We start from the raw sequence: 25100 nt of genomic DNA, 5'->3' as shown, positions 1-25100 counted from the left end.
GCTACCTGCCGAGGGGGCGGCATGCTGTGATCGGCGTGCCGTTCCTCTGGCTGTTCATGTTCTTCCTACTGCCGTTCTTCATCGTCCTTAAGATCAGCTTCGCCGAAGCCGACGTGGCCATTCCGCCCTACACCGAGGTCTGGACCTGGGCCGAGAATCAGCTGTCGCTGGTGCTCAACCTGGGCAACTACATCTTCCTCACCGAGGATGAGCTGTACGTGGCGGCCTACCTAGGCTCGCTGAAGATGGCCAGCATCAGCACCCTGCTCTGCCTGCTGATCGGTTACCCGATGGCCTATGCCATCGCCCGCGCAAGCAAGGAAATGCAGACCACCCTGCTGCTGCTGATCATGATGCCGACCTGGACCGCGATCCTGATCCGCGTCTACGCCTGGATGGGCATCCTCAGTAACAACGGCCTGCTCAATGGCTTCCTGCAGTCCATCGGGCTGATCGACGAGCCGCTGCAGATCCTCAACACCAACCTGGCGGTGTACATCGGCGTGGTCTATTCGTACCTGCCGTTCATGATCCTGCCGCTCTACGCCAACCTGGTGAAGCACGATCACAGCCTGTTGGAAGCCGCCGCGGACCTCGGTTCGAGCAACTTCAATAGCTTCTGGAAGATCACCGTGCCGCTGTCGAAGAACGGCATCGTCGCCGGCAGCATGCTGGTGTTCATCCCGGTGGTCGGCGAGTTCGTCATCCCCGAGCTGCTTGGCGGTCCGGAGACCCTGATGATCGGCAAGGTGCTGTGGCAGGAATTCTTCAACAACCGCGACTGGCCGGTGGCTTCCGCCCTGGCGGTGGTGATGCTGGCGATCCTGATCGTGCCCATTATCCTGTTCAACCGTAACCAGGCTAAAGAGATGGAGGGCCGCGCATGAAACGTTTCAGTTTCTCCAATGTAATGCTCTGGGCCGGCCTGACGTTCATCTACCTGCCCATGCTGATCATGGTCATCTACTCCTTCAACGCCTCCAAGCTGGTCACCGTCTGGGGCGGCTGGTCGCTGAAGTGGTATGTCGGCCTGCTCGACAACAGCCAGCTGATGGGCTCGGTGATGCGCTCCCTGGAGATCGCCTGCTACACGGCGATCGCCGCCGTGGCGCTGGGTACCGTGGCGGCCTTCGTGCTGACCCGGGTTACCCGCTTCAAGGGCCGCACCCTGTTCGGTGGCCTGGTCACCGCGCCGCTGGTGATGCCCGAGGTGATCACCGGCCTGTCGCTGCTGCTGCTGTTCGTGGCCATGGCCCAGCTGACCGGCTGGCCAGCCGAGCGCGGCATCCTGACCATCTGGATTGCCCACACCACCTTCTGCGCCGCCTACGTGGCGGTGGTGGTATCGGCGCGCCTGCGTGAGCTGGATCTGTCCATCGAAGAGGCGGCCATGGACCTCGGTGCCAAGCCGTGGAAGGTGTTCTTCCTGATCACCATCCCGATGATCGCGCCGTCCCTGGCGGCCGGCGGCATGATGTCCTTCGCCCTGTCGCTGGACGACCTGGTGCTGGCCAGCTTCGTCTCCGGTCCGGGCTCCACCACCCTGCCGATGGAAGTGTTTTCCGCCGTGCGCCTGGGCGTGAAGCCGGAGATCAACGCGGTGGCCAGCCTGATCCTGCTGACCGTGTCGATCTTCACCTTCTTCGCCTGGTACTTCGCCCGCCGCGCCGAGGAAAAGCGCAAGCGCGCGATCCAGCAGGCCATGGAAGAAACCACCAGCGAGACCTGGTCGGCGCAACCCGCCTGATCCTGCTGCTAGCAAAAAACAGAAAGGGCCACGGAAGTGGCCCTTTCTGTTTTCAGCGTCTGCCAGGTAGTCGGTCTGGAAGGCATCTGCAGGTGGGGCAATGCCCTGCGTGAGGGTCAGCCACTCTGCTGCCCTGGCCATTTCGGCCGGGCCTGGTTCTGGATCGGGAGCGGGGCTTCAGCTCTGGATGGTCGCCGCCGGATTGATCACCCGGCCCAGGCCGAGGTTGCGCAGGGCCAGGTGCAGGGTGCTGTGGATCACCTGCGGGTTGTCCATGCGCAGCAGCTGTTCGAGCAGCTCCTTGGCCTTGCTCAGGCTGATCTGGCGCAGCAGCCACTTGACCTTGGGCAGGTTGGTGGCGTTCATCGACAGGCTGTCGAAGCCCATGGCCAGCAGCAATACGGCCGCGGCCGGGTCGCCGGCCATCTCGCCGCAGATGCTCACCGGCTTGCCCTCGGCATGGGCGCCGGCGATGACCAGGGTCAGGGCGTGCAGCACGGCTGGGTGGAGGAAGTCGTAGAGGTCGGCGACCCGCGGGTTGTTGCGGTCGACCGCCAATAGATATTGCGTCAGGTCATTCGAGCCGACCGAGAGGAAGTCGACCTGGCGTGCCAGGTCGCGCACCTGGTAGACCGCCGCGGGAATCTCGATCATCACGCCCACCGGCGGCAGCGGCACGTCGACGCCTTCGTCGCGTACTTCGCCCCAGGCGCGGTGGATCAGGTGCAGGGCCTCTTCCAGTTCCTGGATGCCGGAAATCATGGGCAGCAGGATGCGCAGGTTGTTCAGGCCCTCGCTGGCCTTGAGCATGGCGCGCACCTGGACCAGGAAGATTTCCGGGTGGTCGAGGGTGATGCGGATGCCGCGCCAGCCGAGGAAGGGGTTGCTTTCCTTGATCGGGAAATAGCTCAGCGCCTTGTCGCCGCCGATGTCCAGGGTGCGCATGGTCACCGGCAGCGGGTGGAAGGCGGCCAGCTGCTCGCGGTAGGTGGCCAGCTGTTCCTTCTCGCTGGGGAAGCGCTCGCCGTTCATGAACGGCACTTCCGTGCGGTACAGGCCGACGCCTTCGGCGCCGCGTTCCTGGGCACGCTTCACGTCGGCCAGCAGGCCGGTGTTGACCCACAGCGGCAGGCGCTGGCCGTCGAGGGTTTCGCAGGGCAGCTCGCGCAGGGCGTCGAGGCCCTGGGACAGCTGGCGTTCTTCCTCGACCACTTCGGCGTACTGCTTGCACAGCAGCTCGCTGGGGTTGGTGAACACCTCGCCGTGGTAGCCGTCGACGATCAGCTGGATGCCGTCGACCTTGGAATAGGGCAGGTCGACCACGCCCATGACCGTGGGGATGCCCATGGCGCGGGCGAGAATGGCCACGTGCGAGTTGCCCGAGCCCTGCACCGAGACCAGGCCGACCAGCTTGCCTTCCGGCACCTCGCCGAGCATGGCCGGGGTGACTTCCTCGCTGACCAGGATGGTGTGGTCGGGGTAGACCAGGTTCTGCTTGCGCTCTTCCTGCAGGTAGGCGAGCAGGCGGCGGCCGAGGTCGCGCACATCCGAGGCGCGTTCGCGCAGGTAGGCGTCGTCCATCAGCTCGAAGCGCTTGACGTGATCCAGCACCACCTGGCGCAAGGCACCCTGGGCCCACTGGCCGGTGGTACGGATCACGCGTTTCACTTCGAGGCCCATGGAGGCGTCGTCGAGCATCATCAGGTAGACGTCGAACAGCGCGCGCTCTTCCGGGCGCAGCTGGTTGGCCAGTTTGCTGGACAGCGCGCGCATGTCCGCGCGGACGGCTTCCAGGGCCAGCTTGAAGCGTTCGACCTCGGCCTCGACATCGTCGATCGGTTTGTCCGGCACCACGTCCAGGTCGGCCGGCGGCAGCACCACCACGGCGCTGCCGATGGCGGCGCCGGGCGAACCGGGCACGCCGACGAAGCGCGCTTCCTGGATGCCCTTGCCCTGCTTGCCGAGGCCGCGGATCGAGCCGGTCGCCTCGGCATGGGCGATGACCCCGGCCAGTTGCGCGCTCATGGTCACCAGGAAGGCTTCCTCGCCTTCGTCGAACTGGCGGCGTTCCTTCTGCTGCACCACCAGTACGCCCATCACCCGGCGGTGGTGGATGATCGGCGCACCGAGGAAGGAGGCGTAGCGCTCCTCGCCGGTTTCCGGGAAGTAGCGGTAGCGCGGGTGTTCGGAGGCGTGTTCGAGGTTGAGCGGCTCCTCGCGGGTGCCGACCAGGCCGACCAGGCCCTCGTTCAAGGCCATGCTGACCTTGCCGATGGAGCGCTTGTTCAGGCCTTCGGTGGCCATCAGCACGAAACGCGAGGTCTCCGGGTCGAGCAGGTAGACCGAGCAGACTTGGCTGCCCATGGCCTCCTTGACCCGCTGCACGATGATCGTCAGCGCTGCCTTGAGATCCTTGGCGGCGTTTACTTCCTGGACGATCTTGCGCAGCGTGTTGAGCATGCTCGTTTCCGTCAGTCGCGCGCCAGCAGGCGCGGGGCTAATTCCTTGAGGGCGCGACGGTAGACCTCGCGCTTGAATGTAACGACCTGGCCCAGCGGGTACCAGTAGCTGACCCAGCGCCAGCCGTCGAACTCCGGCTTGCCGGTCAGGTCCATGCGTACCCGCTCTTCGGCGCCGGTCAGGCGCAGGAGAAACCACTTCTGTTTCTGGCCGATGCACAGCGGCTGGCTGTGGGTGCGTACCAGACGTTGCGGCAGACGATAGCGCAACCAGCCCCGGGTGCAGGCGAGAATCTTCACATCCTGCTCTTCGAGACCGACTTCTTCGTTAAGTTCGCGGTACAGGGCCTGCTCCGGCGACTCCTGGGGATTGATGCCTCCCTGGGGAAATTGCCAGGCATCCTGGTTGATCCGCCGCGCCCAGAGCACCTGGCCAATATCATTGGTCAGGATGATGCCGACATTGGGGCGGAAACCATCGGAATCGATCACGACAAAACACCTTGAAAACGCATATGCCCGCATTGTTCCACAAAGGCCGCGGGCGCAGCAAACGCGCGGCCCGGCGAATGGGCACTGAAGGCAAAAGCGGCTATTCTGGCGGCCTTTTCGGCCCTCCAGATTCAGGTGAAACGACGTGCGCCTTGCCCTCTTCGACCTCGACAACACCCTGCTCGCCGGCGACAGCGACCACAGCTGGGGCGAATTCCTCTGTCAGCGTGGCCGGGTCGATGCCGCCGAGTACCAGGCGCGCAACGATGCCTTCTATGCCGACTACTGCGCCGGCAGGCTCGACGTGGTGGCCTACCAGAACTTCAGCCAGGCGATTCTCGGCCGCACCGGCGCCCAGGAGCTGGCGCAGTGGCAGGCGGAGTTCATGGCCGAGGTGATCGAGCCGATCATCCTGGCCAAGGGTGAGGCGCTGCTGGCGCAGCACCGCGAGGCCGGCGACAAGCTGGTGATCATCACCGCCACCAACCGCTTCGTCACCGCGCCGATTGCCGCACGCCTGGGCGTCGACACCCTGTTGGCCACCGAGTGCGGCATGCAGGATGGCCGCTACACCGGGCAGCTGGCCGGCATTCCCTGCTACCAGGAGGGCAAGGTGGTGCGCCTCGGCCAGTGGCTGCAGGACAGCGGCCTGAACCTGGATGACAGCTACTTCTACAGCGACTCGCGCAACGACCTGCCGCTGCTCGAGAAGGTCGCCCACCCGGTGGCGGTGGACCCGGACGACACGCTGCGCGGCATCGCCGGCGAGCGCGGCTGGCCGGTGATTTCGCTGCGCTGAGTGTCAGCTCGGTCTAGTAGGGTGCGCCATGCGCACCGAGGGCCTTATCCGTGGCGCCGCTGCGCTATAGCGGCTTGGCCACCATCAGCCAGAAGATCGCGATAAAGGCCAGGAACGCCGGCCAGCCCAGCACGAACCAGATGCGCATGTAGCGGTTGGCCCGCTCCGGCAGCGGCGTGCCGTCGCGCAGGGCCTGGCGGGCCAGGTTGCGCACGCGGATCTGCAGCCACAGCACCGGCAGCCAGCACAGCCCGGCGAACACGAACAGCCCGGCGCTCCACAGCAGCCACAGGTGGTTCAGCGGCCAGCCGGCGATCTTCGCCAGGGCCAGGCCGCTGAGCGGCTGGAACACCGCGCTGGTGGCGATGAACAGCCAGTCGGCGGTGACCAGGTGGCGGAAGGTCGTGGCGATCACCTGCAGCTCGCCGCTGCGCCAGGCGCGCAGGGCGTAGTAGGCCGAGCCCAGGCCGGTGCCGAACAGCAGGGTGGCGCTAAGGATGTGCAGGGTCTTGAGCAGCAGGTACAGGCTCATTGCCCGGCGCCCTGCCGCCCGAACGGGAAGGGCGACATCAGGCCGGCTTGGCCCCCATCAGGGCGAAGATCGCCAGCAGTAGGACCAGCAGCAGTGCGCCGTAGGCGCAGACGAAACGCAGCAGTGTCAGCGGCACCGCGCCGCCGAGCGCGGCCTGCCAGGCACCCAGGCGGCCATGCAGGAGCAGGCCGGCCAGCACCAGCAGGGCGAACAGGATGGCGCTGAGCAGCAGCCACAGCTGGCCCAGCGGCCAGCCGGCGCCGTGCACCAGCCACCAGCCGCTGACCGGCAGGCTCAGGGCCAGCATGCCGAGGGCCGGCAGGCTGTACAGGCGGGTGACGCGCAGCTTGCGCGCGAGCACGGCGGCATCGCCGCCCTTGTTGGCTTTCCACAGCATGAAGGCATGCGCCAGGACGCCGAGCAGCAACAGCGCGGCCGGCAGGCTGTGGGCGATCTTCAGCAGCTGGTAAGGTTCCATCGATGCATTCTCCCTGGGTGGTGCTTAGCCGAGAAACAGCTGGTAGGCCGGGTTGTCGGTTTCGTCCCAGTAGGGATAGCCGATGGCGTCCAGCGCTGCCGGAATCAGCGAGCGCTGCTCCTGCGGTACCTGCAGCGCGGCCAGTACGCGGCCGTCGGCGGCGCCGTGGTTGCGGTAGTGGAACATGCTGATGTTCCAGCGCCCGCCGAGCTTGTTGAGGAAGTTGAACAGCGCCCCCGGGCGTTCCGGGAACTCGAAGCGGAACACGCACTCGTCCGGCACCGCCGCCGCGTGGCCGCCGACCATGTGGCGGATGTGCAGCTTGGCCAGTTCGTTGTCGGTCAGGTCCAGCACCGGGAAGCCCTGGTCACGCAGGCCCTGCACCAGGGCGGCGCGCGGGTCGTTCTCCGGGTGGGTCTGCACGCCGACGAAGATGTGCGCCTCGCCGTCGGTGTGGTAGCGGTAGTTGAACTCGGTGATCTGGCGCTTGCCGATCGCCTCGCAGAAGGTCTTGAAGCTGCCCGGCTGCTCGGGGATGGTCACGGCGATGATTGCCTCGCGCTTCTCGCCCAGCTCGGCGCGCTCGGCCACGTGGCGCAGGCGGTCGAAGTTGACGTTGGCACCCGAGTCGATGCCGACCAGCACCTGGCCGCTGACGCCTTCGCGCTCCACGTACTTCTTGATCCCGGCCACGCTCAGCGCGCCGGCCGGCTCGGTGATCGAGCGGGTGTCGTCGTAGATGTCCTTGATCGCCGCGCAGATCTCGTCGGTGCTGACGGTGATCACCTCGTCGACATAGTGCTTGCACACATCGAAGGTGTACTGGCCGATCTGCGCCACGGCCACGCCGTCGGCGAACAGCCCCACGGTCGGCAGCACCACGCGCTCGCCGGCCGCCATGGCTGCCTGCAGGCAGTTGGAGTCGTCCGGCTCGACGCCGATCACGCGGATATCCGGGCGCAGGTATTTGACGTAGGCGGCGATGCCGGCGATCAGGCCGCCGCCGCCGCAGGGCACGAAGATGGCGTCCAGCTGGCCCGGCTGCTGGCGCAGGATCTCCATGGCCACGGTGCCCTGGCCGGCGATCACCAGCGGATCGTCGTAGGGGTGGATATAGGAATAGCCCTTCTCTTCCACCAGCTTCAGCGAATAGGCCAGGGCCTCGGGGAAGGCGTCGCCGTGCAGCACCACCTTGCCGCCGCGCGAGCGCACGCCCTGGACCTTGAGTTCCGGGGTGGTGCGCGGCATGACGATGGTGGCCTTGACCCCCAGGTGCTTGGCCGCCAGGGCCAGGCCCTGGGCGTGGTTGCCGGCCGAGGCGGTGACCACGCCGCGCGCCAGTTCCTCGGGCGACAGCTGCGCCAGCTTGTTGTAGGCGCCGCGAATCTTGAACGAGTACACCGGCTGCAGGTCTTCGCGTTTCAGCAGAATCTGGTTGCCCAGCCGCTCGGAGAGCTGGCGGGCAGGCTGCAGCGGGGTTTCCACGGCGACGTCGTAGACGCGCGAGGTGAGGATCTTCTTTACGTACTGTTCGAGCATCGCGGCTTCACTGGCGGGCATTTCACGGAGTCTGGAGTCTACCCCAGCGCTTCGGCCGGCGGCCACCGACAGTCGGTGCTGAAAACCCCATAACAGTAGGGCGTGGCGATAAAACGCAGCCGCAGGGCCGGGTGGCGAGGCTATAATTCGCCCCTTCCCGTACTCCCCAGGCGCAGACCCCGTGATGACCCAGGATCAGCTCAAGCAGGCCGTGGCCCAGGCCGCCGTCGACCATATCCTTCCCTTCCTCGACAGCAAGAGCGTGATCGGCGTCGGCACCGGCTCCACCGCCAACTGCTTCATCGACGCCCTGGCCCAGCACAAGATGGCCTTCGACGGCGCCGTGGCCAGCTCCGAAGCCACCGCCGCGCGACTCAAGGGCCACGGCATTCCGGTGTACGACCTGAACAGCGTCAGCGAGCTGGAGTTCTACATCGACGGCGCCGACGAGAGCGACCAGCACCTGCACCTGATCAAGGGCGGCGGCGCCGCGCTGACCCGCGAGAAGATCGTCGCCGCGGTGGCCAAGACCTTCATCTGCATCGCCGACGCCAGCAAGCTGGTGCCGGTGCTGGGCGCCTTCCCGCTGCCGGTGGAAGTCATCCCCATGGCCCGCAGCCACGTGGCGCGCCAGTTGGTCAAACTGGGTGGCGACCCGGTGTACCGCGAGGGTGTGCTGACCGACAACGGCAACATCATTCTCGATGTGTTCAACCTGCAGATCGTCGACCCGGTGGCCCTCGAGCGCGACATCAACGCCATCGTCGGCGTGGTCACCAACGGCCTGTTCGCCGCGCGCCCGGCCGATCTGCTGCTGCTCGGTACCGCGGACGGGGTGAAGACCCTCAAGCGTGACTGAGCGGCGCCGCGCCTGAGCCCGGCCGCCCAGCTCACGGCCGGGGCTGGTGCGTCTGTGTGGCGCTGGCGGGGTGGTGGCGAGCGACTAAGCTTGCCTGGCAGCGCACCCGACAGGAGCCACGACATGGCCGCGAAGTTTCATCTGAAGAAGGCCGCCGACGGTCAGCTGCATTTCAACCTGCTGGCCGGCAACGGCGAGATCATCCTCAGCAGCGAGCTGTACAAGAGCAAGGCCTCGGCCCTGGCCGGCATCGAGTCGGTGCGCAACAACGTCCAGCGCGCCGGCGCCTTCGAGATCAAGGCGGCGGCTTCCGGCAAGTTCCACTTCGTGCTCAAGGCCAGCAATGGCCAGGTGGTCGGCAGCAGCCAGCTGTATGCCAGCGAAGCCGGCGCCGTGGCCGGCAGCGAGTCGGTCAAGCACAACGCCGCGCAGGCATCGCTGCAGGACGACAGCTGAGCGGTCGCCAAGCACCAGGCAGCCTGGGTCGGCTCAATCGCCGGGCTGTTTCTTGAACACGTAGAACAGGTTCGGCTCGCTGACCAGGTACAGGGTGCCGGCATCATCCATGGCCACCCCTTCGGCCTGCGGCACGCCTTTCTTCAAACCCTGCCGGCCGCCGAGCAGCGATAGGCTGCTGATCGGCTTGCCGTTGGCATCCAGCTCCAGCACCAGGCGCGACTCGTCGGACAGCGCCAGCAGATGGCCGCTGGCCTCGTCGTACTGCAGGCTGGACAGGTCGCGCACGAACAGCCGGGCATCGCGCTTGGCGTCGCCGGCCACGTGCACGGCGAAGGGCTTGTCCGGGTTGGTGTGCGGAAAGCCGTGGATTTCGTAGATGCTCACCGGGTCGCGCTCCTTGGCGACGAACAGGCGTTGCCCCTGGCTGTCGTAGGCCAGCCCCTCGAAGCCCTTGTTGCCGTTGCGGTCAATGCCCAGGGACAGCTGCTGCGATTCGGTGGCGTCGATGAAGCGGGTGTCGTCGTCCAGGCGCACCTTGATCAGGCGCTGCAGGCGCTCGTCGGTGATCACGTAGATCCCGTGGCTGATGTATTCGATGGCTTCCGGGTCGCCGAAGCCGACCAGCGGGATCTGGCGCAGGATCCGTCCGTCCAGCGACAGCTCGATCAGCTGCGGCTTCTGGTTGGTAACGGTGAACAGGCTGCGCCGGTCCGGGTCGTAGGTCAGCGCCGACACATCGTCGTCCAGGCCGACGATCGGCTGGGCCTGCAGGGTGGCGACATAGTCGGGCAGCCAGATCGAGCGTTCGCGCCACTCGGCGGCATGCCGCCATTCCTGCAACATGAACCAGGCCCGTTCGAACAGGCGCAACTGCTGGGCCGCCACCGCGCCGAGCAGCAGGGCGGCCAGTAGCAGGGTGGCCACGATGAGGCGGGCTGGAGTCGGGCGTGGCATGGAGGGCTCCTTGTCGATCGGGGGCCGCATCAATAGCACAGTCCGGCTGAGTTCAAGCTTAAAGAGCGTTACCGGAGTCTTCCAGGCTGCCGGTCGGCGCCGTTGCCAGCCTGCGACGCCGGGTCGCGCGCTGCCGCGCCCCGGCCATGACCTCGGGCAAGGTTTGCCCGCCGTGGCCCGCCTAGACTCGCGGCAATGTCAGTTACCCAGGGGGAACGCTCCATGTTCTGCGATGTCGCCATCATCGGTGCCGGCCCGGCCGGCCTGTGCCTCGCCCGTGCCCTGTCGGGGCAGGGGCTATCCATCGTGCTGGTCGAGCGCCAGGGCGAGCAGAGCCTGGCCGAGCCTGCCTTCGACGGCCGCGAGATCGCCCTGACCCATGCTTCACAGGCGCTGCTGGAGCGCCTCGGCCTGTGGCAGCGCCTGCCGGCCGGCGAGGTGGCGATCCTGCGCGATGCCCAGGTGCTCAATGGCCCCTCGCTGTTCGCCCTGCAGATTCGCGCCGAACAGGCCGGCGCCGAGCGCCTCGGCCACCTGGTGGCCAACCAGGCGATCCGCCGGGCGGCCTATGCCGCGCTGGAGGACTGCGCCGATGTGCAGCTGCTGTGCGACAGCCAGGTACGGGCGATCCGCCATGCGCCGCAGCAGGTCAGCCTGGAGCTGGCCGACGGCCGTTGCCTGCGCAGCCGCCTGCTGGTGGCCGCCGACAGCCGCTTCTCGGAAACCCGCCGCCTGCTCGGCATCGGCGCGCAGCTCAAGGACTTCGGCAAGACCATGCTGGTCTGCCGCATGCAGCATGAGCAGCCGCACCAGCAGGTGGCCTGGGAATGGTTCGGCTATGGCCAGACCCTGGCCCTGCTGCCGCTCAACGGCAACGTCTCCTCGCTGGTGCTGACCCTGCCGCCGCGGGAGATCGAGCGCCTGCAGCAGCTGGACGAGGTGGCCTTCGCCGGCGAGATGGAGCGGCGCTTCGAGCACCGGCTCGGTGCCATGCAGCTGCTCAGTAGCCGGCATGCCTATCCGCTGGTCGGGGTCTACGCCCAGCGCCTGGCGGGACCGCGTTGCGCACTGATCGGCGATGCCGCGGTGGGCATGCACCCGGTCACCGCGCACGGCTTCAACTTCGGCCTGGGCAGTGTCGAGCGGCTGGCCGCCGCCGTGCTGGCGGCTCACGCCAGGGGGCGGGACATCGCCGCGGCCGGCGTGCTCGGCCGTTACGAGCGCCAGCATCGCCTGGCCACCTGGCCGCTGTACCAGGCCACCCAGCTGCTGGTCGGCCTGTACACCGACGAACGCCTGCCCGCCCGCCTGCTGCGCGGAGTCGGCCTGCGCGTGGCCCAGGGCCTAGTGCCGCTGCGCAGCGCCATTGCCCGCCACCTGACCGCCCGTGCGGGCTGAGGCGCGTCGAGGCGCTGGCGGGCGCTTTCACTCGCGTGGGGTGTCGTTGTTTTCCTTGCGGAACCTGTAAAACAGGTTGGGCTCGCTGACGATATAGAGGTTGCCCTCTTCGTCCATGGCCACGCCTTCGGCGCGCGGGATGCGTTTGTCCAGGCCGTTCAGGCCGCCGAGCAGGCTGATGAAGCTGACCGGCTGGCCCTGTTGGTCCAGCTCCAGCAGCAGGTTGGATTGCGCGGAAAGAACGAGGATGTGCCCGGTGCGCGGGTCGACGCTCAGGGCCGAGAGGTTGCGCATGCCCAGGCCGTAGTCGGGTAGCGGTTTGAGCGCTTCGGCCAGTGCCTCCTGGCTGTCGCCGGGCAGGCTGTACATGGCGGTGGGGTTGCGCTCCTTGCCGAGCAACAGGCGGTTCTGACGGGCATCCCAGGCCACGCCTTCGAAGCCCTTGTTGCGCGAGTCGGCGAAACCCAGGTCGAACTCGCGGGAATTGACCACGTTGAGTTCACTGGTCTGCGGGTCTAGCGCCAGCACCGACAGGCTGCGCCGGCGCTCGTCGACGATGGCCACGCTACCATCCTCGAGAATCGCCACGCCCTCGGGGTTGCTGAAGCCGAGCAGGGGGATGCGCCGCAAGATGTCGCCGCTGCGGGTCAGTTCGACCAGCAGGGGGTTCTTGCCGGTAACGGTGAACAGGGTGCCGGTGACCGGGTTATAGGCCAGGTCCGAGGCTTCGTCCTCATCCAGGCCGCTCAGCGGCTTGGCCTGGATCTCTGCCGTATAGCCGGGCAGCCAGACGCTGGCGTCGCGCTCGAGCAGCGACAGGCTCTGCTCCTTCAGCCAGTAGCGGGCGCGGTCGTCCAGGTGCAGGTAGAGGGACAGGGCGACCCCGGCGGCGAGCAGGCCGGCCAGTGCCAGCCAGCGCTGGCGGATGGGGCTGAGGAATGCAGGCATCGGCGACTTCTCACTGGGCGGCGCGGGTCAGAGTGCGGGGCGTCTATGAAGGTTCCCTTAACGCATTGCTACAGCACCTGGCTGGTAAAACCCTGCTGGTTGCTCAGCGCGATCTGCAGCTGGTCGCCACTGGCCAGCGGGCCGACGCCGGCCGGGGTGCCGGTGGAAATCACGTCGCCCGGCTGCAGGCTGAAGTGCCCGGCAATGTGCTGGATCAGGCCGATGATCGGGTTGAGCATGGCGCTGCTGTTGCCGTCCTGGCGCAGCTCGCCGTTGATCAACAGGCGGATGCCGATATCGGCCAGATCGGCGTAGGCGTCACCGGCGACGAAGGGCGCCAGCGCGTAGGCGCCATCGAAGGACTTGGCCAGCTCCCAGGGCAGGCCCTTTTCCTTGAGCCTGGCCTGCACGTCGCGCAGGGTCAGGTCGAGCGCAGGGGCGAAGCCGGAAATGGCGTCACGCACCTCCTCCGCGGAAGGTTGCTTCGACAGTGGCTTGCCGATCAGCACGGCAATTTCCGCCTCGTAGTGCACCACGCCGCGATCCTGCGGAATGGCGAAGCCGCCAGCCAGCGGCACCACGCAGGAGCCGGGCTTGATGAACAGCAGCGGCTCGCTGGGGATCGGGTTGTTCAGCTCGGCGGCGTGCTCGGCGTAGTTGCGCCCGACGCAGACCACCTTGCCCATGGGGAAGTGGATCGGCGTGCCGTCGGTGTACTGGTGCTGGTAGCTCATTGCAGCTTCTCCATTACGAAGCGCTGTTTAAAGCGTCGCGAGCGAAGACCAGGCTAGGCGGCGGAGCCGGGAAAAAGCGGAGTTGGCTGTAGCCAATGAGCATTTTTCACGGATGCGCCAACAACGCCTGGTCGAGCGCAGCAGCTTTAAACTGGGAAGATTTTGCCGGGGTTCATGATCCCGTTCGGATCGAACACCGCCTTGATCGCCTTCATGTAGCCGATCTCGGCGGGGCTCCGGCTGTAGTGCAGGTAATCGCGCTTGGTCATGCCCACGCCGTGTTCGGCGCTGATCGAGCCGTTGTACTTCTGCACGGTCTCGAACACCCACTGGTTGACGATGGCGCACTTGGCGAAGAACTCGTCCTTGGACAGGTTCTCCGGCTTGAGGATGTTCAGGTGCAGGTTGCCGTCGCCGATGTGGCCGAACCAGATGACTTCGAAGTCCGGGTAGTTGTCCCCGACGATGCGGTCGATGTCGTGGAGGAAGGCCGGGACCTTGCCGACGGTGACCGAGATGTCGTTCTTGTACGGCGTCCAGTGGCTGATGGTTTCCGAGATGTACTCGCGCAGTTTCCACAGGTTCTGCAGCTGCTGCTCGCTCTGGCTCATCACCCCGTCCAGCACCCAGCCCTGCTCGACGCAGTGCTCGAAGGTGGCCAGGGCCTGCTCGGCGACCTCCTCGGTGCTGGCCTCGAATTCCAACAGGGCATAGAACGGGCAGTCGGTGTCGAACGCCGGCGGCACGTCGCCGCGGGCCAGGATCTTGGCCAGGGCCTTGTCCGAGAAGAACTCGAACGCGGTCAGGTCCAGCTTGTTCTGGAAGGCGTGCAGCACCGGCATGATCGAGTCGAAGTCGGGGGTGCCGAGGACCATGGCGGTGAGGTTCTTCGGCGCGCGTTCCAGGCGCATGGTGGCTTCCACCACGAAGCCCAGGGTGCCCTCGGCGCCGATGAACAGCTGGCGCATGTCGTAGCCGGTGGCATTCTTGATCAGGTCCTTGTTCAGCTCCAGCAGCTCGCCGGTACCGGTGACGACCTTCAGGCCGGCCACCCAGTTGCGGGTCATGCCGTAGCGAATGACCTTGATCCCGCCGGCATTGGTGCCGATATTGCCGCCCAGCTGACTGGAACCGCTGGAGGCGAAGTCCACCGGGTAGTACAGGCCCTTGTCCTCGGCGAACAGTTGCAGCTGCTTGGTCACCACGCCCGGCTGGCACACCACGGTGCGGTCGTACTCGTTGAACTCGAGGATCTGGTTCATGTAGTCGAAGGCCACCACGACTTCCCCGTTGGCCGCCACGGCGCCGGCGGACAAGCCGGTACGGCCGCCGGACGGCACCAGGGCGACCTTGTGCTCGTTGGCCCAGCGGACGATGGCCTGCACCTGCTCGATGGTCTTGGGGAACACGATGGCGCTGGGCGCCGGGGCGAAATGCTTGGTCCAGTCCTTGCCGTAGGCGTTGAGGGAGTCGGCATCGGTGAGCACCTTGCCGGGCTCGACCAGGGTCTTCAGCGCTTCGATCAGGGCGGGATTGGTCATCTGGGGAACTCTCAAATGATTCATGGTCACCCTGAGCACGCTTCATCGGCCAGGGGTGGGTCTTTCGCGGGGCTCGTATGCTAGCATACGCCCCCCGTTAATCGTGCCCCGCGCCGATCTGCGGGGCCCGCTCAGCAACGCTGCTGACGCTTCTCCTGACACTATTCGTGGGACAACAGGTACTCCGATGAGCAAGACCTCTCTCGACAAGAGCAAGATCAAGTTCCTTCTGCTGGAAGGCGTGCACCAGAATGCCGTCGACACGCTGAAGGCCGCCGGCTACAGCAACATCGAGTACCTCAAAGGCGCGCTGTCCGACGACGAGCTGAAGGCCAAGATCGCCGATGCCCATTTCATCGGCATCCGCTCGCGCACCCAGCTGACCGCCGAGGTCTTCGACTGCGCCAAGAAACTGGTCGCCGTCGGCTGCTTCTGCATCGGCACCAACCAGGTCGACCTGAATGCGGCCCGCGAGCGCGGCATCGCCGTATTCAACGCGCCGTTCTCCAACACCCGTTCGGTAGCCGAGCTGGTGCTGGCCCAGGCCATCCTGCTGCTGCGCGGCATCCCCGAGAAGAACGCTTCCTGCCACCGCGGCGGCTGGATCAAGTCGGCGGCCAACTCCTTCGAAATCCGCGGCAAGAAGCTGGGCATCGTCGGCTACGGCTCGATCGGCACCCAGCTCTCGGTACTGGCCGAAGCCCTGGGCATGCAGGTGTACTTCTACGACACCGTGACCAAGCTGCCGCTGGGCAACGCCACCCAGGTGGCTAGCCTACACGAGCTGCTGGGCCTGGCCGACATCGTCTCCCTGCACGTGCCGGAACTGCCATCCACCCAGTGGATGATCGGCGAGAAGGAAATCCGCGCCATGAAGAAGGGCGGCATCCTGATCAACGCCGCTCGCGGCACCGTGGTCGAGCTGGATCACCTGGCCGCCGCGATCAAGGACGAGCACCTGATCGGCGCCGCCATCGACGTGTTCCCGGTCGAGCCCAAATCCAACGACGAAGAGTTCGAGAGCCCGCTGCGCGGCCTGGATCGCGTGATCCTGACCCCGCACATCGGTGGTTCCACCGCCGAAGCCCAGGCCAACATCGGCCTGGAAGTGGCCGAGAAGCTGGTCAAGTACAGCGACAACGGCACCTCGGTGTCCTCGGTCAACTTCCCCGAAGTGGCCCTGCCGGCGCACGCGGGCAAGCACCGTCTGCTGCACATCCACCAGAACATCCCGGGCGTGATGAGCGAGATCAACAAGGTGTTCGCCGACAACGGCATCAACATCTCCGGGCAGTTCCTGCAGACCAACGACAAGGTCGGCTACGTGGTGATCGACGTCGACGCCGAGTACTCCGAGCTGGCCCTGGAAAAGCTGCAGCACGTGAACGGCACCATCCGCAGCCGCGTTCTGTTCTAAGACGCTGCCGCAATGAAAAAGGGAGGCTTAGGCCTCCCTTTTTCATGGATTGGCGATGCCTGGCGGCTGATGCCGCTCCTGCGGGGGCGTTCGGTGCCGCTCACGGCGGTTTCAGCCGCAACTGCTGCGTCGCGCTCATTCCCGGCGTCCGTCTGTCCAGGCGGTTTATGCCGCGCAGAAAAAAGCCGGGCACTCGGCCCGGCTTCGGTTCGCTGGGGTGCGCCTGGCTTACGGCATGCCGGCCAGCGAATTGATGGCCATCCACTGGCTGCTCAGCGAGCGTGCGTGGCGGTCCACGGTGGTCGGCGCGAAGGCGCGGCCGGACGCGCTGGCCAGGGCGTTGCTCTGGCTGTTCATGTCGATCAGGGCGGCGCGCAGGAAGTTCCAGCGGGTCTTCAGCTTGGCCACGGCCGGGTTGCTCTTGCCGTCCAGGACCTGCATCTCTTGATCGATGTCCGGCACCAGTACGCGCTCGTCCTGGCCGACGTAGTTGTCCGGCTGTTCGCGGGCGATCTCGAAGGTGCCGATGTAGGAGCGGCTGAGGTATTGCACGGCGAGGTACTCGACCTTGGCCGGCAGCTCGCCTTCCGGGTTGGCGTCGGGTACGGCGCGGGCCACGGTGAGCAGGTCACGCAGGGACTGGGCCAGTTCTTCCGGGTAGCGCCATGGCACGTTGTCTTCTTTGGGGCCAAAGGAAACACCGAGGCGTAACTGGGTAACAAGTTTGGTGGTCAGACCGGGGATTTCCGAGCTGGCGCTGATGGCGTTCTGCGCGGCGCCCTCCAGATCGGCTATGTCCTTTTCCAGGCGGCTCAGATGGCCTTCCTGAAAGCCCTCGCCGCGCAGCAGCAGCAGGCTGCCGGTGGCGCGGCTGGCGAACACCTGGACCTGTTCGGCAGCGGTCATCGGGGCGGCGAAGACTTCTGCGGAAAGCAGTGCCAACAGCCCCATGCAAAGGGTAAATATTTGATTGATCAAAGGGTTACGGTTCATACCGTGGGACTCCTTATTATTCTTGTGAGCCGCGGGAACGTAGGCAAAAACAGCAGCTGTCGCGCAGTGGCAACAGCCTACTGTGCTTGTCATAGCAAAGGATGAGCCAAAAGAGTGATTTGCGTCGCAATTATGACGCCGCAGAGCCGTTGCGGCTCTGCCTGTGCTACCGGGGGGCGAAGTTCGGGCGCTGGGCGTTGAAGCCTGCCGCTTTCGCCTGGATGAGGGCGTGCCTGGCGCCCTCCGCCCCCACCGGTCTAGGGCAGCAGGGAAGAGGGCGCGCGCCGGTGGGGCGGCCTTCAGCGGCTGGACTGTGCCTGCCAGACCTTGGGCTTGAAGTAGAGGGTTTCACCGCGGATCAGCCCGGTCAGGCTGTCATGATCCTTGACCACCTCGGCCTCGATCAGCTCGTCCTGGCCCGCGACCTTGAGGGTCACTCGGGTGATCGCGCCGAGCGGGCGGATATCGCGCACTTCCGCGCTCTGGTGCTCGGCCACCGCCAGGCGTGACAGCGAGATCTCGTGCGGGCGGAACAGCAGGTGCTGGTCGTCGCCCAGGTGCAGGCGGTTGGAGTCGCCGAGGAAGTGGTAGACGAAGTCGCTGGCCGGCTGCTCGTAGACCTCGCCCGGCGTGCCGATCTGCTCGATCACGCCTTTGTTCATCACCACGATGCGGTCGGCCACTTCCATGGCTTCTTCCTGGTCGTGGGTGACGAACACGCTGGTCAGATGCACTTCCTCGTGCAGGCGCGCGAGCCAGCGGCGCAGCTCCTTGCGCACCTTGGCGTCGAGGGCGCCGAAGGGTTCGTCGAGCAGCAGCACCTTGGGTTTCACCGCCAGGGCGCGGGCCAGGGCGATGCGCTGGCGCTGGCCGCCGGACAGCTGTTCCGGGTAGCGGTCGGCCAGCCAGTCGAGCTGGACCATGCCGAGTAGCTCGTGCACGCGTTCGGCGATCTCGGGCTCGCTCGGCTTCTCGCCCTTGGGCTTCATGCGCAGGCCGAAGGCGACGTTGTCGAACACGGTCATGTGGCGGAACAGGGCGTAGTGCTGGAACACGAAACCGACGTTGCGATCACGCACGTCGTGGCGCGACACGTCTTCGCCGTGGAACTGGATACTGCCGCTGTCCGGGGTTTCCAGGCCGGCGATGATCCGCAGCAGGCTGGTCTTGCCGCAGCCGGACGGGCCGAGCAGGGCCACCAGCTCGCCGCTGTGGATGTCCAGGTTGATCTCGTTGAGCGCGCGGAAGGCGCCGAAGTGCTTGCTGACGTTACGGATTTCGATGCTCATGGCTTATTCCTCGTCGTCTGCAGATTTCAGACGGGACAGACGCGCTTCGCTCCACTGCTTGAGCAGCAGGATGATCAGGGCCAGGGCCAGCAGCAGGCTGGCCACGCTGAACGCGGCGACGTGGTTGTATTCGTTGTAGAGAATCTCGACATGCAGCGGCAGGGTGTTGGTGTAGCCACGGATATGCCCGGACACCACCGACACTGCGCCGAACTCGCCCATGGCCCGCGCGGCGCACAGCACCACGCCGTAGATCAGGCCCCATTTGATGTTGGGCAGGGTCACGTGCCAGAACATCTGCCAGCCGTTGGCACCGAGCAGGCGTGCGGCTTCCTCTTCCTGGGTGCCCTGTTCCTGCATCAGCGGGATCAGCTCGCGGGCGACGAAGGGCACGGTGACGAACACCGTGGCCAGGACGATGCCGGGCAGGGCGAAGATGATCTGGATATCACGCTCCTGCAGCCACTCGCCGAAGAAGCCCTGGGCGCCGAACAGCAGCACGTAGATCAGGCCGGCGATCACCGGCGAGACCGAGAACGGCAGGTCGATCAGGGTCACCAGGATGCTCTTGCCGCGGAACTCGTACTTGCTCACGCACCAGGCGGCGGCCACGCCGAACACCAGGTTGAGCGGCACCGAGATGCCCACGGCGAGCAGGGTCAGCTTCAGCGCGGACAGCGCATCCGGCTCGATCAGCGCGCTGAAGAAGGTGCCCAGGCCGAGCTTGAGCGCTTCACTCAAAACCACCAGCAAGGGCAGCAGGAGAAACAGCACGAAGGCCAGCCAGGCGCCGAGGATCAGGGCGATACGGCCGGCGCGGCTGCCGCGACGGGCGGCATTGGCACTGGCGGCGGCGCCGAGGGTAAGGGAGGTCATGGCGGCTCCTCAGGGCTTTTCGATGCGGCGCTGCAGCAGGTTGATCAGCAGCAGCAGGATGAAGGAGACCACCAGCATCAGCACGCCGATGGCCGTGGCGCCGGTGTAGTCGTACTGGTCGAGCTTGACCATGATCAGCAGCGGCAGGATCTCGGTCTTCATCGGCATATTGCCGGCTATAAAAATGACGGACCCGTACTCGCCGACGCCGCGGGCGAAGGCCAGGGCGAAGCCGGTCAGCCAGGCCGGCAGCAGTGCCGGTACGAGGATGTGGCGGAACACCTGCAGTGGCTTGGCGCCCAGGCAGGCGGCCGCTTCTTCCACCTCACGGGGGATGTCGGCCAGCACCGGCTGCAGGGTGCGCACCACGAACGGCAGGGTCACGAAGGTCAGGGCCAGGGTGATGCCCAGCGGCGTGTAGGCGATCTTGAAACCGAGCCAGGTGGCGAGCTGCCCAACCGGGCCGGCCGGGGCATACAGCGCGGTGAGGGCGATGCCGGCGACGGCGGTGGGCAGGGCGAACGGCAGGTCGATCATCGCGTCGATGATCTTGCGCCCGGGGAAGCTGTAGCGCACCAGGGCCCAGGCCAGCAGGGTGCCGATCAGGCCGTTGATCACGGCAGCGGCGAAGGCGGTGGTGAAGCTCAGTTTCAGCGCGGCCAGCACCCGCGGTGCGGAAATGATGGCCCAGAATTCGCCCCAGCTGAGCTGGGCGGCGTGGACGAACATAGCACCCAGGGGAATCAGCACCAACAGGCTGAGGTACACCAGGGTGTAGCCCAGCGTCAGCCCGAAGCCGGGTATGACGGGGGAAATGCGGCGTGACATGATTTTGGCCTTAGCTGGTTTTGCGACGAAGGCTGTAGGGTGGAAGTCGTTTTTTCTTCCACCAACGGCGCCCTCGCGGAGGTCGATGGTGGATCGGTGAAACGGGATCCACCCTACGAACTACGGCTTACTGCGCCTGGTAGATCTGGTCGAAGATGCCGCCGTCGTTGAAGAACTTCGGCTGCGCGGTTTTCCAGCCGTTGAAGTCCTGATCGATGGTCACCAGTTTCAGCTGCGGGAACTGCTTGGCGTACTCGGCGGCCACCGCTTCGTTACGCGGGCGGTAGAAGTTCTTCGCGGCGATGCGCTGGCCTTCCTCGCTGTACAGGTAGTTGAGGTAGGCTGTCGCCACTTCACGGGTGCCTTTCTTGTCGACGTTCTTGTCGACCACGGCCACCGGCGGCTCGGCGAGGATGGACAGGCTCGGCGCGACGATTTCGAACTGGTCGCCACCCTGTTCCTTGAGGGCCAGGAAGGCCTCGTTTTCCCAGGCCAGCAGCACGTCGCCGATCTGGTTGTTGACGAAGGTGATGGTCGAGCCACGGGCGCCGGTGTCCAGCACCGGGACGTTCTTGTACAGCTTCTCGACGAATGCCTGGGCCTTGGCCTCGCTGCCGTACTTCTGCTGGGCGTAGGCCCAGGCGGCGAGGAAGTTCCAGCGTGCGCCGCCGGAGGTTTTCGGGTTGGGGGTGATCACTTCCACGCCCGGCTTGACCAGGTCGTCCCAGTCCTTGATGCCTTGCGGGTTGCCCTTGCGCACCAGGAACACGATGGTCGAGGTGTAGGGGGTGCTTGATTGCGGCAGACGGCTCTGCCAGTTTTCCGGAATCAGCTTGCCGAGCTTGTTCAGCTCGTCGATGTCGCCGGCCAGGGCCAGGGTCACCACGTCGGCCCTGAGACCGTCGATCACCGCGCGAGCCTGCTTGCCCGAGCCGCCGTGGGATTGCTGGATGGTCACCGCTTCCTTGCCCTGGGCGGTCCAGTGCTTGTTGAAGGCGGCGTTGAATTCCTGATACAGCTCACGGGTCGGGTCGTAGGACACGTTGAGGATTTCCGTGGCGGCAGCGGCCGGGCCGGCGATCAGGGCGGAGGCCAGGGCGGCCAGGGCGAAACGGCGAATGGACATGGTGGTGCTCCTGAGAATTCTGGGTGTTGGCGTTTTGCGTTTCAGGTTTGGCGCACCCTCTGGTTGTCCAGTCGGGCCGTTCGTTAGGGTTGTTTGCTGGCCGGGGCCTGCAGGCGGATTTTTTCCTTGCGCTCGATCTGCACGACCTGGGCGTTGTGCACGGTGATTTCCACCGAACCAAACCGCAGGCCCTGCAGGGCTGCCTGGATCTCGCGCAGGATGCTGGCTTCGTCCTGGCCTTCGACGCTTCTGAGGGTTGCGCTCATGACTCTGCTCCTGGGGAAAGATGCCCGGCCGGGGATAGGCGCTGGGCGTGGAGCGGATAGTAGGGGGAGATTGAATATGCTTAAAAAGAATATTTAATGATTTATATATTCCTTTAATGCCTAAGAGACGAATGACCGGCCCACCGCCCCGGCGGGGGCTGCGCGGAACCGTCAGCTGGCCGCAAGTTCCCTGATCCTGACTGAATCGGCGGTTTTTCTGCCGCTGGTCACATCACTGCCGCCTGCCCATCGCCAGCCCCAGGTGCGCGGGATAGTCTTGTGAATTGGCAGTCAGGAGATGACCCATGGATGACAACGCGCGTGCGCCCAGTGAGCTGGAAACCCTGACCCTCGCCCTGCTGCACAGTCGGGGCGAGGTCGAGCGCCTGCGTGAGCGCGAGTCCCTGGTCAGCAGCCTGCTGGGCAGCGTCAATGTGGTGCTGTGGGCCTTCGACTGGCAGCAGCAACGGGTGGTCTACGTCAGCCCGGCCTATGAAGGCGTGTTCGGCCGCTCGGCGGCCCTGCTCCTGAACGACTACGGCGAGTGGCTCAACAGCATCTACCCGGACGACATGGAGTTCGCCGCGCAGAGCCTGGCCTCGGTACTCGAGGTCGGCGCGGTGGAGCAGCGCGAATACCGCATCATCCGCGGCGACGGGCAGATCCGCTGGCTCAGCGACAAATGCTTCGTCAGCCCGCGCAGCACGCCCGAGGGCCAGCCGCTGATCGTCGGCATCGCCGAGGACATCACCGAGAAGAAGCAGCTGCAGGGCGAACTGCATCGCCTGGCCACCACCGACGTGCTGACCGGCATCCACAACCGCCGCCACTTCTTCGACAGCGCCGCACTGGCCTTCGAGCAGGCCCGTGGCAACGGCCACCCGCTGGCCTTCCTGCTGTTCGATATCGACGACTTCAAGAAGATCAACGACAGCCACGGCCACCAGATCGGCGACCGCGTGCTGCAGCGCATCGCCCACTGCGGGGCCTACGTGCTGCGCCGCGACGACCTGTTCGGGCGCATTGGCGGCGAGGAGTTCGCCGCCATCTTCCTCGGCTGCACCACCGTGCAGGCGCGGCAGATAGCCGAGCGCCTGCAGCGCGAGGTGCAGCGCCTGACGTTCAGCGCCGACGGGCACAACTTCAGCGTGACCATCAGCCAGGGCCTCACCAGCCTGGGCCCGGACGACAACCTGGAGGCGCTCTACGTGCGTGCCGACGAGGCCATGTACCAGGCCAAGCACGGCGGCAAGAACTGCATCGTGCAGGTGTGATCGCTTCACTGCTTATATCAATATAAGTATAAATAAATAATTTCTTATTCCTTAACTTATCTTTTTCATCCTCCTAGACTGGCCTCCATTCACCGCTCAAGGAGGCCCGCGATGCGCAGTCAATCCATCCGCTACCTGATCCTGCCGGGCTGGCAGGGTTCGCCGGACAACCACTGGCAAAGCCACTGGCTGCGCAGCCTGCCGAATGCCACGCGGGTCGAGCAGGCCGACTGGGACCACCCCGATCCGGCCAGCTGGGTGGCCGCCCTGGAGTGCGCCGTCGGTGCCGCCCGCACCCCGGTGATCCTCATTGCCCACAGCCTCGGCTGCGTCACCGTGGCGCGCTGGGCGGCGCAGGCGCCGCTGGCATCCTTGCGTCAGGTGCGCGGCGCCCTGTTGGTGGCCCCGGCGGACGTCGAGCGGCCCGGTTGCCCCGAGGCCCTGCAAGGCTTCGCGCCGATTCCCCGCGACTTGCTGCCGTTCCCCAGCCAGCTGGTCGGCTCCGACAACGACCCGGCGGCGAGCGCCGCCCGCGCCCTGCAACTGGCCCGCGACTGGGGCGCGCAGGCCGCGGTGCTGAGCGGCGCCGGGCATATCAACGTGAAGTCTGGCCACCAGCGTTGGGAGCAGGGTTTTGCCTACCTGTACCGCCTGCAGAGCCAGATCGAGCAGCAGAGCCGGAAGCGCGCGTGAGTCCGCGCCCCGGTTGTTCGCCCGCCAGGCGAATGCCCGGCGGCGTGCCCGTTTACGTCCGTTATTCATCCTGAGTCCGCTGCTGTGCGGTGGCTCATCGCGCACAGAGAAACCGATCCATGAGCCGCCCCCATTACCCCCCGCAAGCCCTGCTGACCTTTGCCGAGACCGAGAAGAGCCCGCTGAGCATCCGCGCCAAGGCGCTGGTGTTCGTCGACCCGCGCTCCCGTGAATTGCGCGAGCAGGCCAACCTGCTGGCCACCCTCGACTTGCCGGTGCTGATCGTCGGTGAGACCGGTACCGGCAAGGAGCTGCTGGCGCGGCATATCCACCGCGAAAGCGAGCGCGGCGGTCTGTTCGTCGCAGTCAACTGCGGGGCGATCAGCCCGCAGTGGGGCGAGGCCGAGCTGTTCGGCTATGCCGCCGGTGCCTATGCCGGCGCGGCCAGCAGCCGCGCCGGCTGGTTCGGTTCGGCGACCGGCGGCACCTTGTATCTGGACGAGATCGGCGACCTGCCGCGGCCCTTGCAGGACAAGCTGCTGAGCGTGCTGGAAACCCGCGAGGTGCTGCGCGTCGGCGCCCATCACGCCACCCCGGTGGATGTGCGCCTGGTGGTCGCCACCAGCATCGACCTGGCCCAGGCGGTGGCCGCCGGCAAGTTCAGCGAACGCCTGTATCTGTACCTCAACGAAGGCCGCCTGGAGCTGCCGGCGCTGCGCGAGCGGCCGGGCGATATCCTGCCGCTGGCCGAGTATTTTCTCGGTATCTACGCCCAGCGCCTGGGCCTGGCCATCCCGCTGCTCGGCACGGCCGTGCAGGCCGCCCTGGAGAGCCATCCCTGGCACGGCAATACCCGCGAGCTGGAGAACGTCATCCACTTCGCCCTGCTGGTCAGCAGTGGCGCGGAGATCCTGCCGCAGCACCTCAACCTGCCGGCCAGTGCGCCGTTGCAGGTGATCGAGCAGCAGCTGGGGTTGCTGACGGCGGAAGAGCGCGCGGAGCTGCGGCAGCGGCTGGCGTTCTGAAGTTGCTTCGTTAGAGAGCCTCGGCTCTGGTGGTTTAGCTGATTCCTGAGCCGACTTAGGTTTTTGGTTTCGCCCTCCCGGGCGAGTCACTTTCTCTTGCTCGCACAAGAGAAAGTAACCAAAGAGAAGTGCGCCCCGACATTCGGGTTTCGCTGCGCGAAACTTCCCTCCCTCCGGTGCTGCTCCGGGGGCCGGCTTACAAGGGCCGTCCCTGGCCCTTTAAGCCTCTCGCCGCATCCCTGCGGCTCGTCCCCCTGCGCAGCACCTCCACTCGGCCTCCTGACGGGGATCAGGCTCCGAGTTGCTTGAAGGCTCTTTGCTCTACTCCTTAACGCGAACTTTCAGACAACACCAAACGCCCCTTCAGGAGGGTG

The 25100-nt window shown here is 65.9% G+C and carries 25 protein-coding genes; 10 read left to right on the top strand and 15 right to left on the bottom strand.

All coding sequences use genetic code 11. The features are described from left to right. Window positions 1-5 precede the first annotated feature (5 nt). Window positions 6-887 (top strand): ABC transporter permease subunit, encoded by an 882-nt coding sequence (locus F3I62_RS00985; protein WP_178122488.1) that lies wholly within the window; start codon window positions 6-8, stop codon window positions 885-887. Beyond that, the gene (locus F3I62_RS00980) at window positions 884-1747 is read left to right on the top strand and encodes an ABC transporter permease subunit (protein ID WP_160487828.1); all 864 of its coding nucleotides are present in this window, start codon (window positions 884-886) and stop codon (window positions 1745-1747) included. Before F3I62_RS00985 ends, F3I62_RS00980 begins: the two co-directional genes overlap by 4 nt. 177 nt (window positions 1748-1924) lie before the next feature. Here F3I62_RS00980 and ptsP read toward each other — a convergent pair whose 3' ends face one another. After that, window positions 1925-4207 (bottom strand): phosphoenolpyruvate--protein phosphotransferase, encoded by a 2283-nt coding sequence (gene ptsP, locus F3I62_RS00975; protein ID WP_160487827.1) that lies wholly within the window; start codon window positions 4205-4207, stop codon window positions 1925-1927. Between the two features lie 11 nt (window positions 4208-4218). Further along, entirely contained in the window at window positions 4219-4698 is a 480-nt protein-coding gene (locus tag F3I62_RS00970) for an RNA pyrophosphohydrolase (protein WP_160077046.1), read from the bottom strand. Window positions 4699-4843: 145 nt separating this feature from the next. On the opposite strand from F3I62_RS00970, the gene F3I62_RS00965 reads away from it, so the two are divergent. Further along, a complete protein-coding gene (locus tag F3I62_RS00965; protein WP_160487826.1) occupies window positions 4844-5497 on the top strand; it encodes an HAD family hydrolase in 654 nt (217 codons plus the stop codon). 64 nt (window positions 5498-5561) lie between these two features. Here F3I62_RS00965 and F3I62_RS00960 read toward each other — a convergent pair whose 3' ends face one another. From F3I62_RS00960 to ilvA, 3 genes are read right to left on the bottom strand one after another with little or no spacing between them, the layout of a single operon-like run. Then, the gene (locus F3I62_RS00960; protein WP_160487825.1) at window positions 5562-6029 is read right to left on the bottom strand and encodes a DUF2269 domain-containing protein; all 468 of its coding nucleotides are present in this window, start codon (window positions 6027-6029) and stop codon (window positions 5562-5564) included. Window positions 6030-6066: 37 nt separating this feature from the next. Beyond that, window positions 6067-6507 carry a DUF2269 family protein gene (locus F3I62_RS00955; RefSeq protein ID WP_160487824.1) on the bottom strand — a complete coding sequence of 147 codons (441 nt, stop codon included), beginning with the start codon at window positions 6505-6507 and terminating at the stop codon, window positions 6067-6069. A 24-nt stretch (window positions 6508-6531) separates the two neighbouring features. Further along, window positions 6532-8067, bottom strand: coding sequence for a threonine ammonia-lyase, biosynthetic (ilvA, locus tag F3I62_RS00950; protein ID WP_160487823.1), 1536 nt, complete (start codon window positions 8065-8067; stop codon window positions 6532-6534). A 163-nt stretch (window positions 8068-8230) separates the two neighbouring features. Here ilvA and rpiA point away from each other — a divergent pair, with 163 nt between their 5' ends. Beyond that, the gene (gene rpiA / locus F3I62_RS00945) at window positions 8231-8905 is read left to right on the top strand and encodes a ribose-5-phosphate isomerase RpiA (protein ID WP_160488414.1); all 675 of its coding nucleotides are present in this window, start codon (window positions 8231-8233) and stop codon (window positions 8903-8905) included. 123 nt (window positions 8906-9028) lie between these two features. Beyond that, the gene (locus F3I62_RS00940; RefSeq protein WP_160487822.1) at window positions 9029-9361 is read left to right on the top strand and encodes a YegP family protein; all 333 of its coding nucleotides are present in this window, start codon (window positions 9029-9031) and stop codon (window positions 9359-9361) included. Window positions 9362-9394: 33 nt separating this feature from the next. Here the strand turns inward: F3I62_RS00940 and F3I62_RS00935 are convergent, their stop codons facing one another. Further along, window positions 9395-10318, bottom strand: a complete 924-nt coding sequence (locus F3I62_RS00935; RefSeq protein WP_160487821.1) for an SdiA-regulated domain-containing protein — start codon at window positions 10316-10318, stop codon at window positions 9395-9397. Between the two features lie 222 nt (window positions 10319-10540). Here F3I62_RS00935 and ubiM point away from each other — a divergent pair, with 222 nt between their 5' ends. Next, window positions 10541-11716 (top strand): 5-demethoxyubiquinol-8 5-hydroxylase UbiM, encoded by a 1176-nt coding sequence (ubiM, locus tag F3I62_RS00930; protein WP_160487820.1) that lies wholly within the window; start codon window positions 10541-10543, stop codon window positions 11714-11716. 27 nt (window positions 11717-11743) lie between these two features. Here the strand turns inward: ubiM and F3I62_RS00925 are convergent, their stop codons facing one another. From F3I62_RS00925 to F3I62_RS00915, 3 genes are all read right to left on the bottom strand, one after another. Continuing rightward, entirely contained in the window at window positions 11744-12664 is a 921-nt protein-coding gene (locus F3I62_RS00925) for an SdiA-regulated domain-containing protein (protein WP_160487819.1), read from the bottom strand. Between the two features lie 68 nt (window positions 12665-12732). After that, entirely contained in the window at window positions 12733-13398 is a 666-nt protein-coding gene (locus F3I62_RS00920; protein WP_160487818.1) for a fumarylacetoacetate hydrolase family protein, read from the bottom strand. A gap of 146 nt (window positions 13399-13544) precedes the next feature. Next, window positions 13545-14939 (bottom strand): FAD-binding oxidoreductase, encoded by a 1395-nt coding sequence (locus F3I62_RS00915; protein WP_160487817.1) that lies wholly within the window; start codon window positions 14937-14939, stop codon window positions 13545-13547. Between the two features lie 187 nt (window positions 14940-15126). Between F3I62_RS00915 and serA the strand changes: the two genes are divergently transcribed. Beyond that, a complete protein-coding gene (gene serA / locus F3I62_RS00910) occupies window positions 15127-16356 on the top strand; it encodes a phosphoglycerate dehydrogenase (protein ID WP_160487816.1) in 1230 nt (409 codons plus the stop codon). Window positions 16357-16584: 228 nt separating this feature from the next. Here serA and F3I62_RS00905 read toward each other — a convergent pair whose 3' ends face one another. The 6 genes from F3I62_RS00905 to oscA form a co-directional block, all read right to left on the bottom strand. Continuing rightward, window positions 16585-17349 carry a hypothetical protein gene (locus F3I62_RS00905; protein ID WP_160487815.1) on the bottom strand — a complete coding sequence of 255 codons (765 nt, stop codon included), beginning with the start codon at window positions 17347-17349 and terminating at the stop codon, window positions 16585-16587. Between the two features lie 299 nt (window positions 17350-17648). Further along, window positions 17649-18638, bottom strand: coding sequence for a sulfate/molybdate ABC transporter ATP-binding protein (locus tag F3I62_RS00900; RefSeq protein ID WP_160487814.1), 990 nt, complete (start codon window positions 18636-18638; stop codon window positions 17649-17651). A gap of 3 nt (window positions 18639-18641) precedes the next feature. Next, window positions 18642-19514: a sulfate ABC transporter permease subunit CysW gene (cysW, locus tag F3I62_RS00895; protein ID WP_160487813.1), complete on the bottom strand. Its 873-nt coding sequence runs from the start codon at window positions 19512-19514 to the stop codon at window positions 18642-18644. 9 nt (window positions 19515-19523) lie between these two features. After that, entirely contained in the window at window positions 19524-20342 is an 819-nt protein-coding gene (cysT, locus tag F3I62_RS00890) for a sulfate ABC transporter permease subunit CysT (RefSeq protein ID WP_160487812.1), read from the bottom strand. Between the two features lie 127 nt (window positions 20343-20469). Then, window positions 20470-21468 (bottom strand): sulfate ABC transporter substrate-binding protein, encoded by a 999-nt coding sequence (locus tag F3I62_RS00885; RefSeq protein ID WP_160487811.1) that lies wholly within the window; start codon window positions 21466-21468, stop codon window positions 20470-20472. Window positions 21469-21551: 83 nt separating this feature from the next. Beyond that, complete coding sequence (oscA, locus tag F3I62_RS00880) at window positions 21552-21734, bottom strand: sulfur starvation response protein OscA (RefSeq protein ID WP_160487810.1); 183 nt, start codon at window positions 21732-21734, stop codon at window positions 21552-21554. A 305-nt stretch (window positions 21735-22039) separates the two neighbouring features. Here oscA and F3I62_RS00875 point away from each other — a divergent pair, with 305 nt between their 5' ends. The 3 genes from F3I62_RS00875 to F3I62_RS00865 all read left to right on the top strand — a co-directional run bounded on the left by F3I62_RS00875 (window position 22040) and on the right by F3I62_RS00865 (window position 24726). Then, entirely contained in the window at window positions 22040-23008 is a 969-nt protein-coding gene (locus F3I62_RS00875) for a sensor domain-containing diguanylate cyclase (protein WP_160487809.1), read from the top strand. Between the two features lie 111 nt (window positions 23009-23119). Next, window positions 23120-23701, top strand: coding sequence for an alpha/beta hydrolase (locus tag F3I62_RS00870; protein WP_160487808.1), 582 nt, complete (start codon window positions 23120-23122; stop codon window positions 23699-23701). 119 nt (window positions 23702-23820) lie between these two features. Further along, window positions 23821-24726 (top strand): sigma 54-interacting transcriptional regulator, encoded by a 906-nt coding sequence (locus F3I62_RS00865; protein WP_160487807.1) that lies wholly within the window; start codon window positions 23821-23823, stop codon window positions 24724-24726. Window positions 24727-25100: the final 374 nt, after the last annotated feature.

The organism is Pseudomonas sp. R-28-1W-6, assembly GCF_009799925.1.
GTDB lineage: Bacteria > Pseudomonadota > Gammaproteobacteria > Pseudomonadales > Pseudomonadaceae > Aquipseudomonas.
The sequence above is the reverse complement of the archived record's forward strand: the minus strand, read 5'-3'. Positions and strand labels throughout refer to the sequence as shown.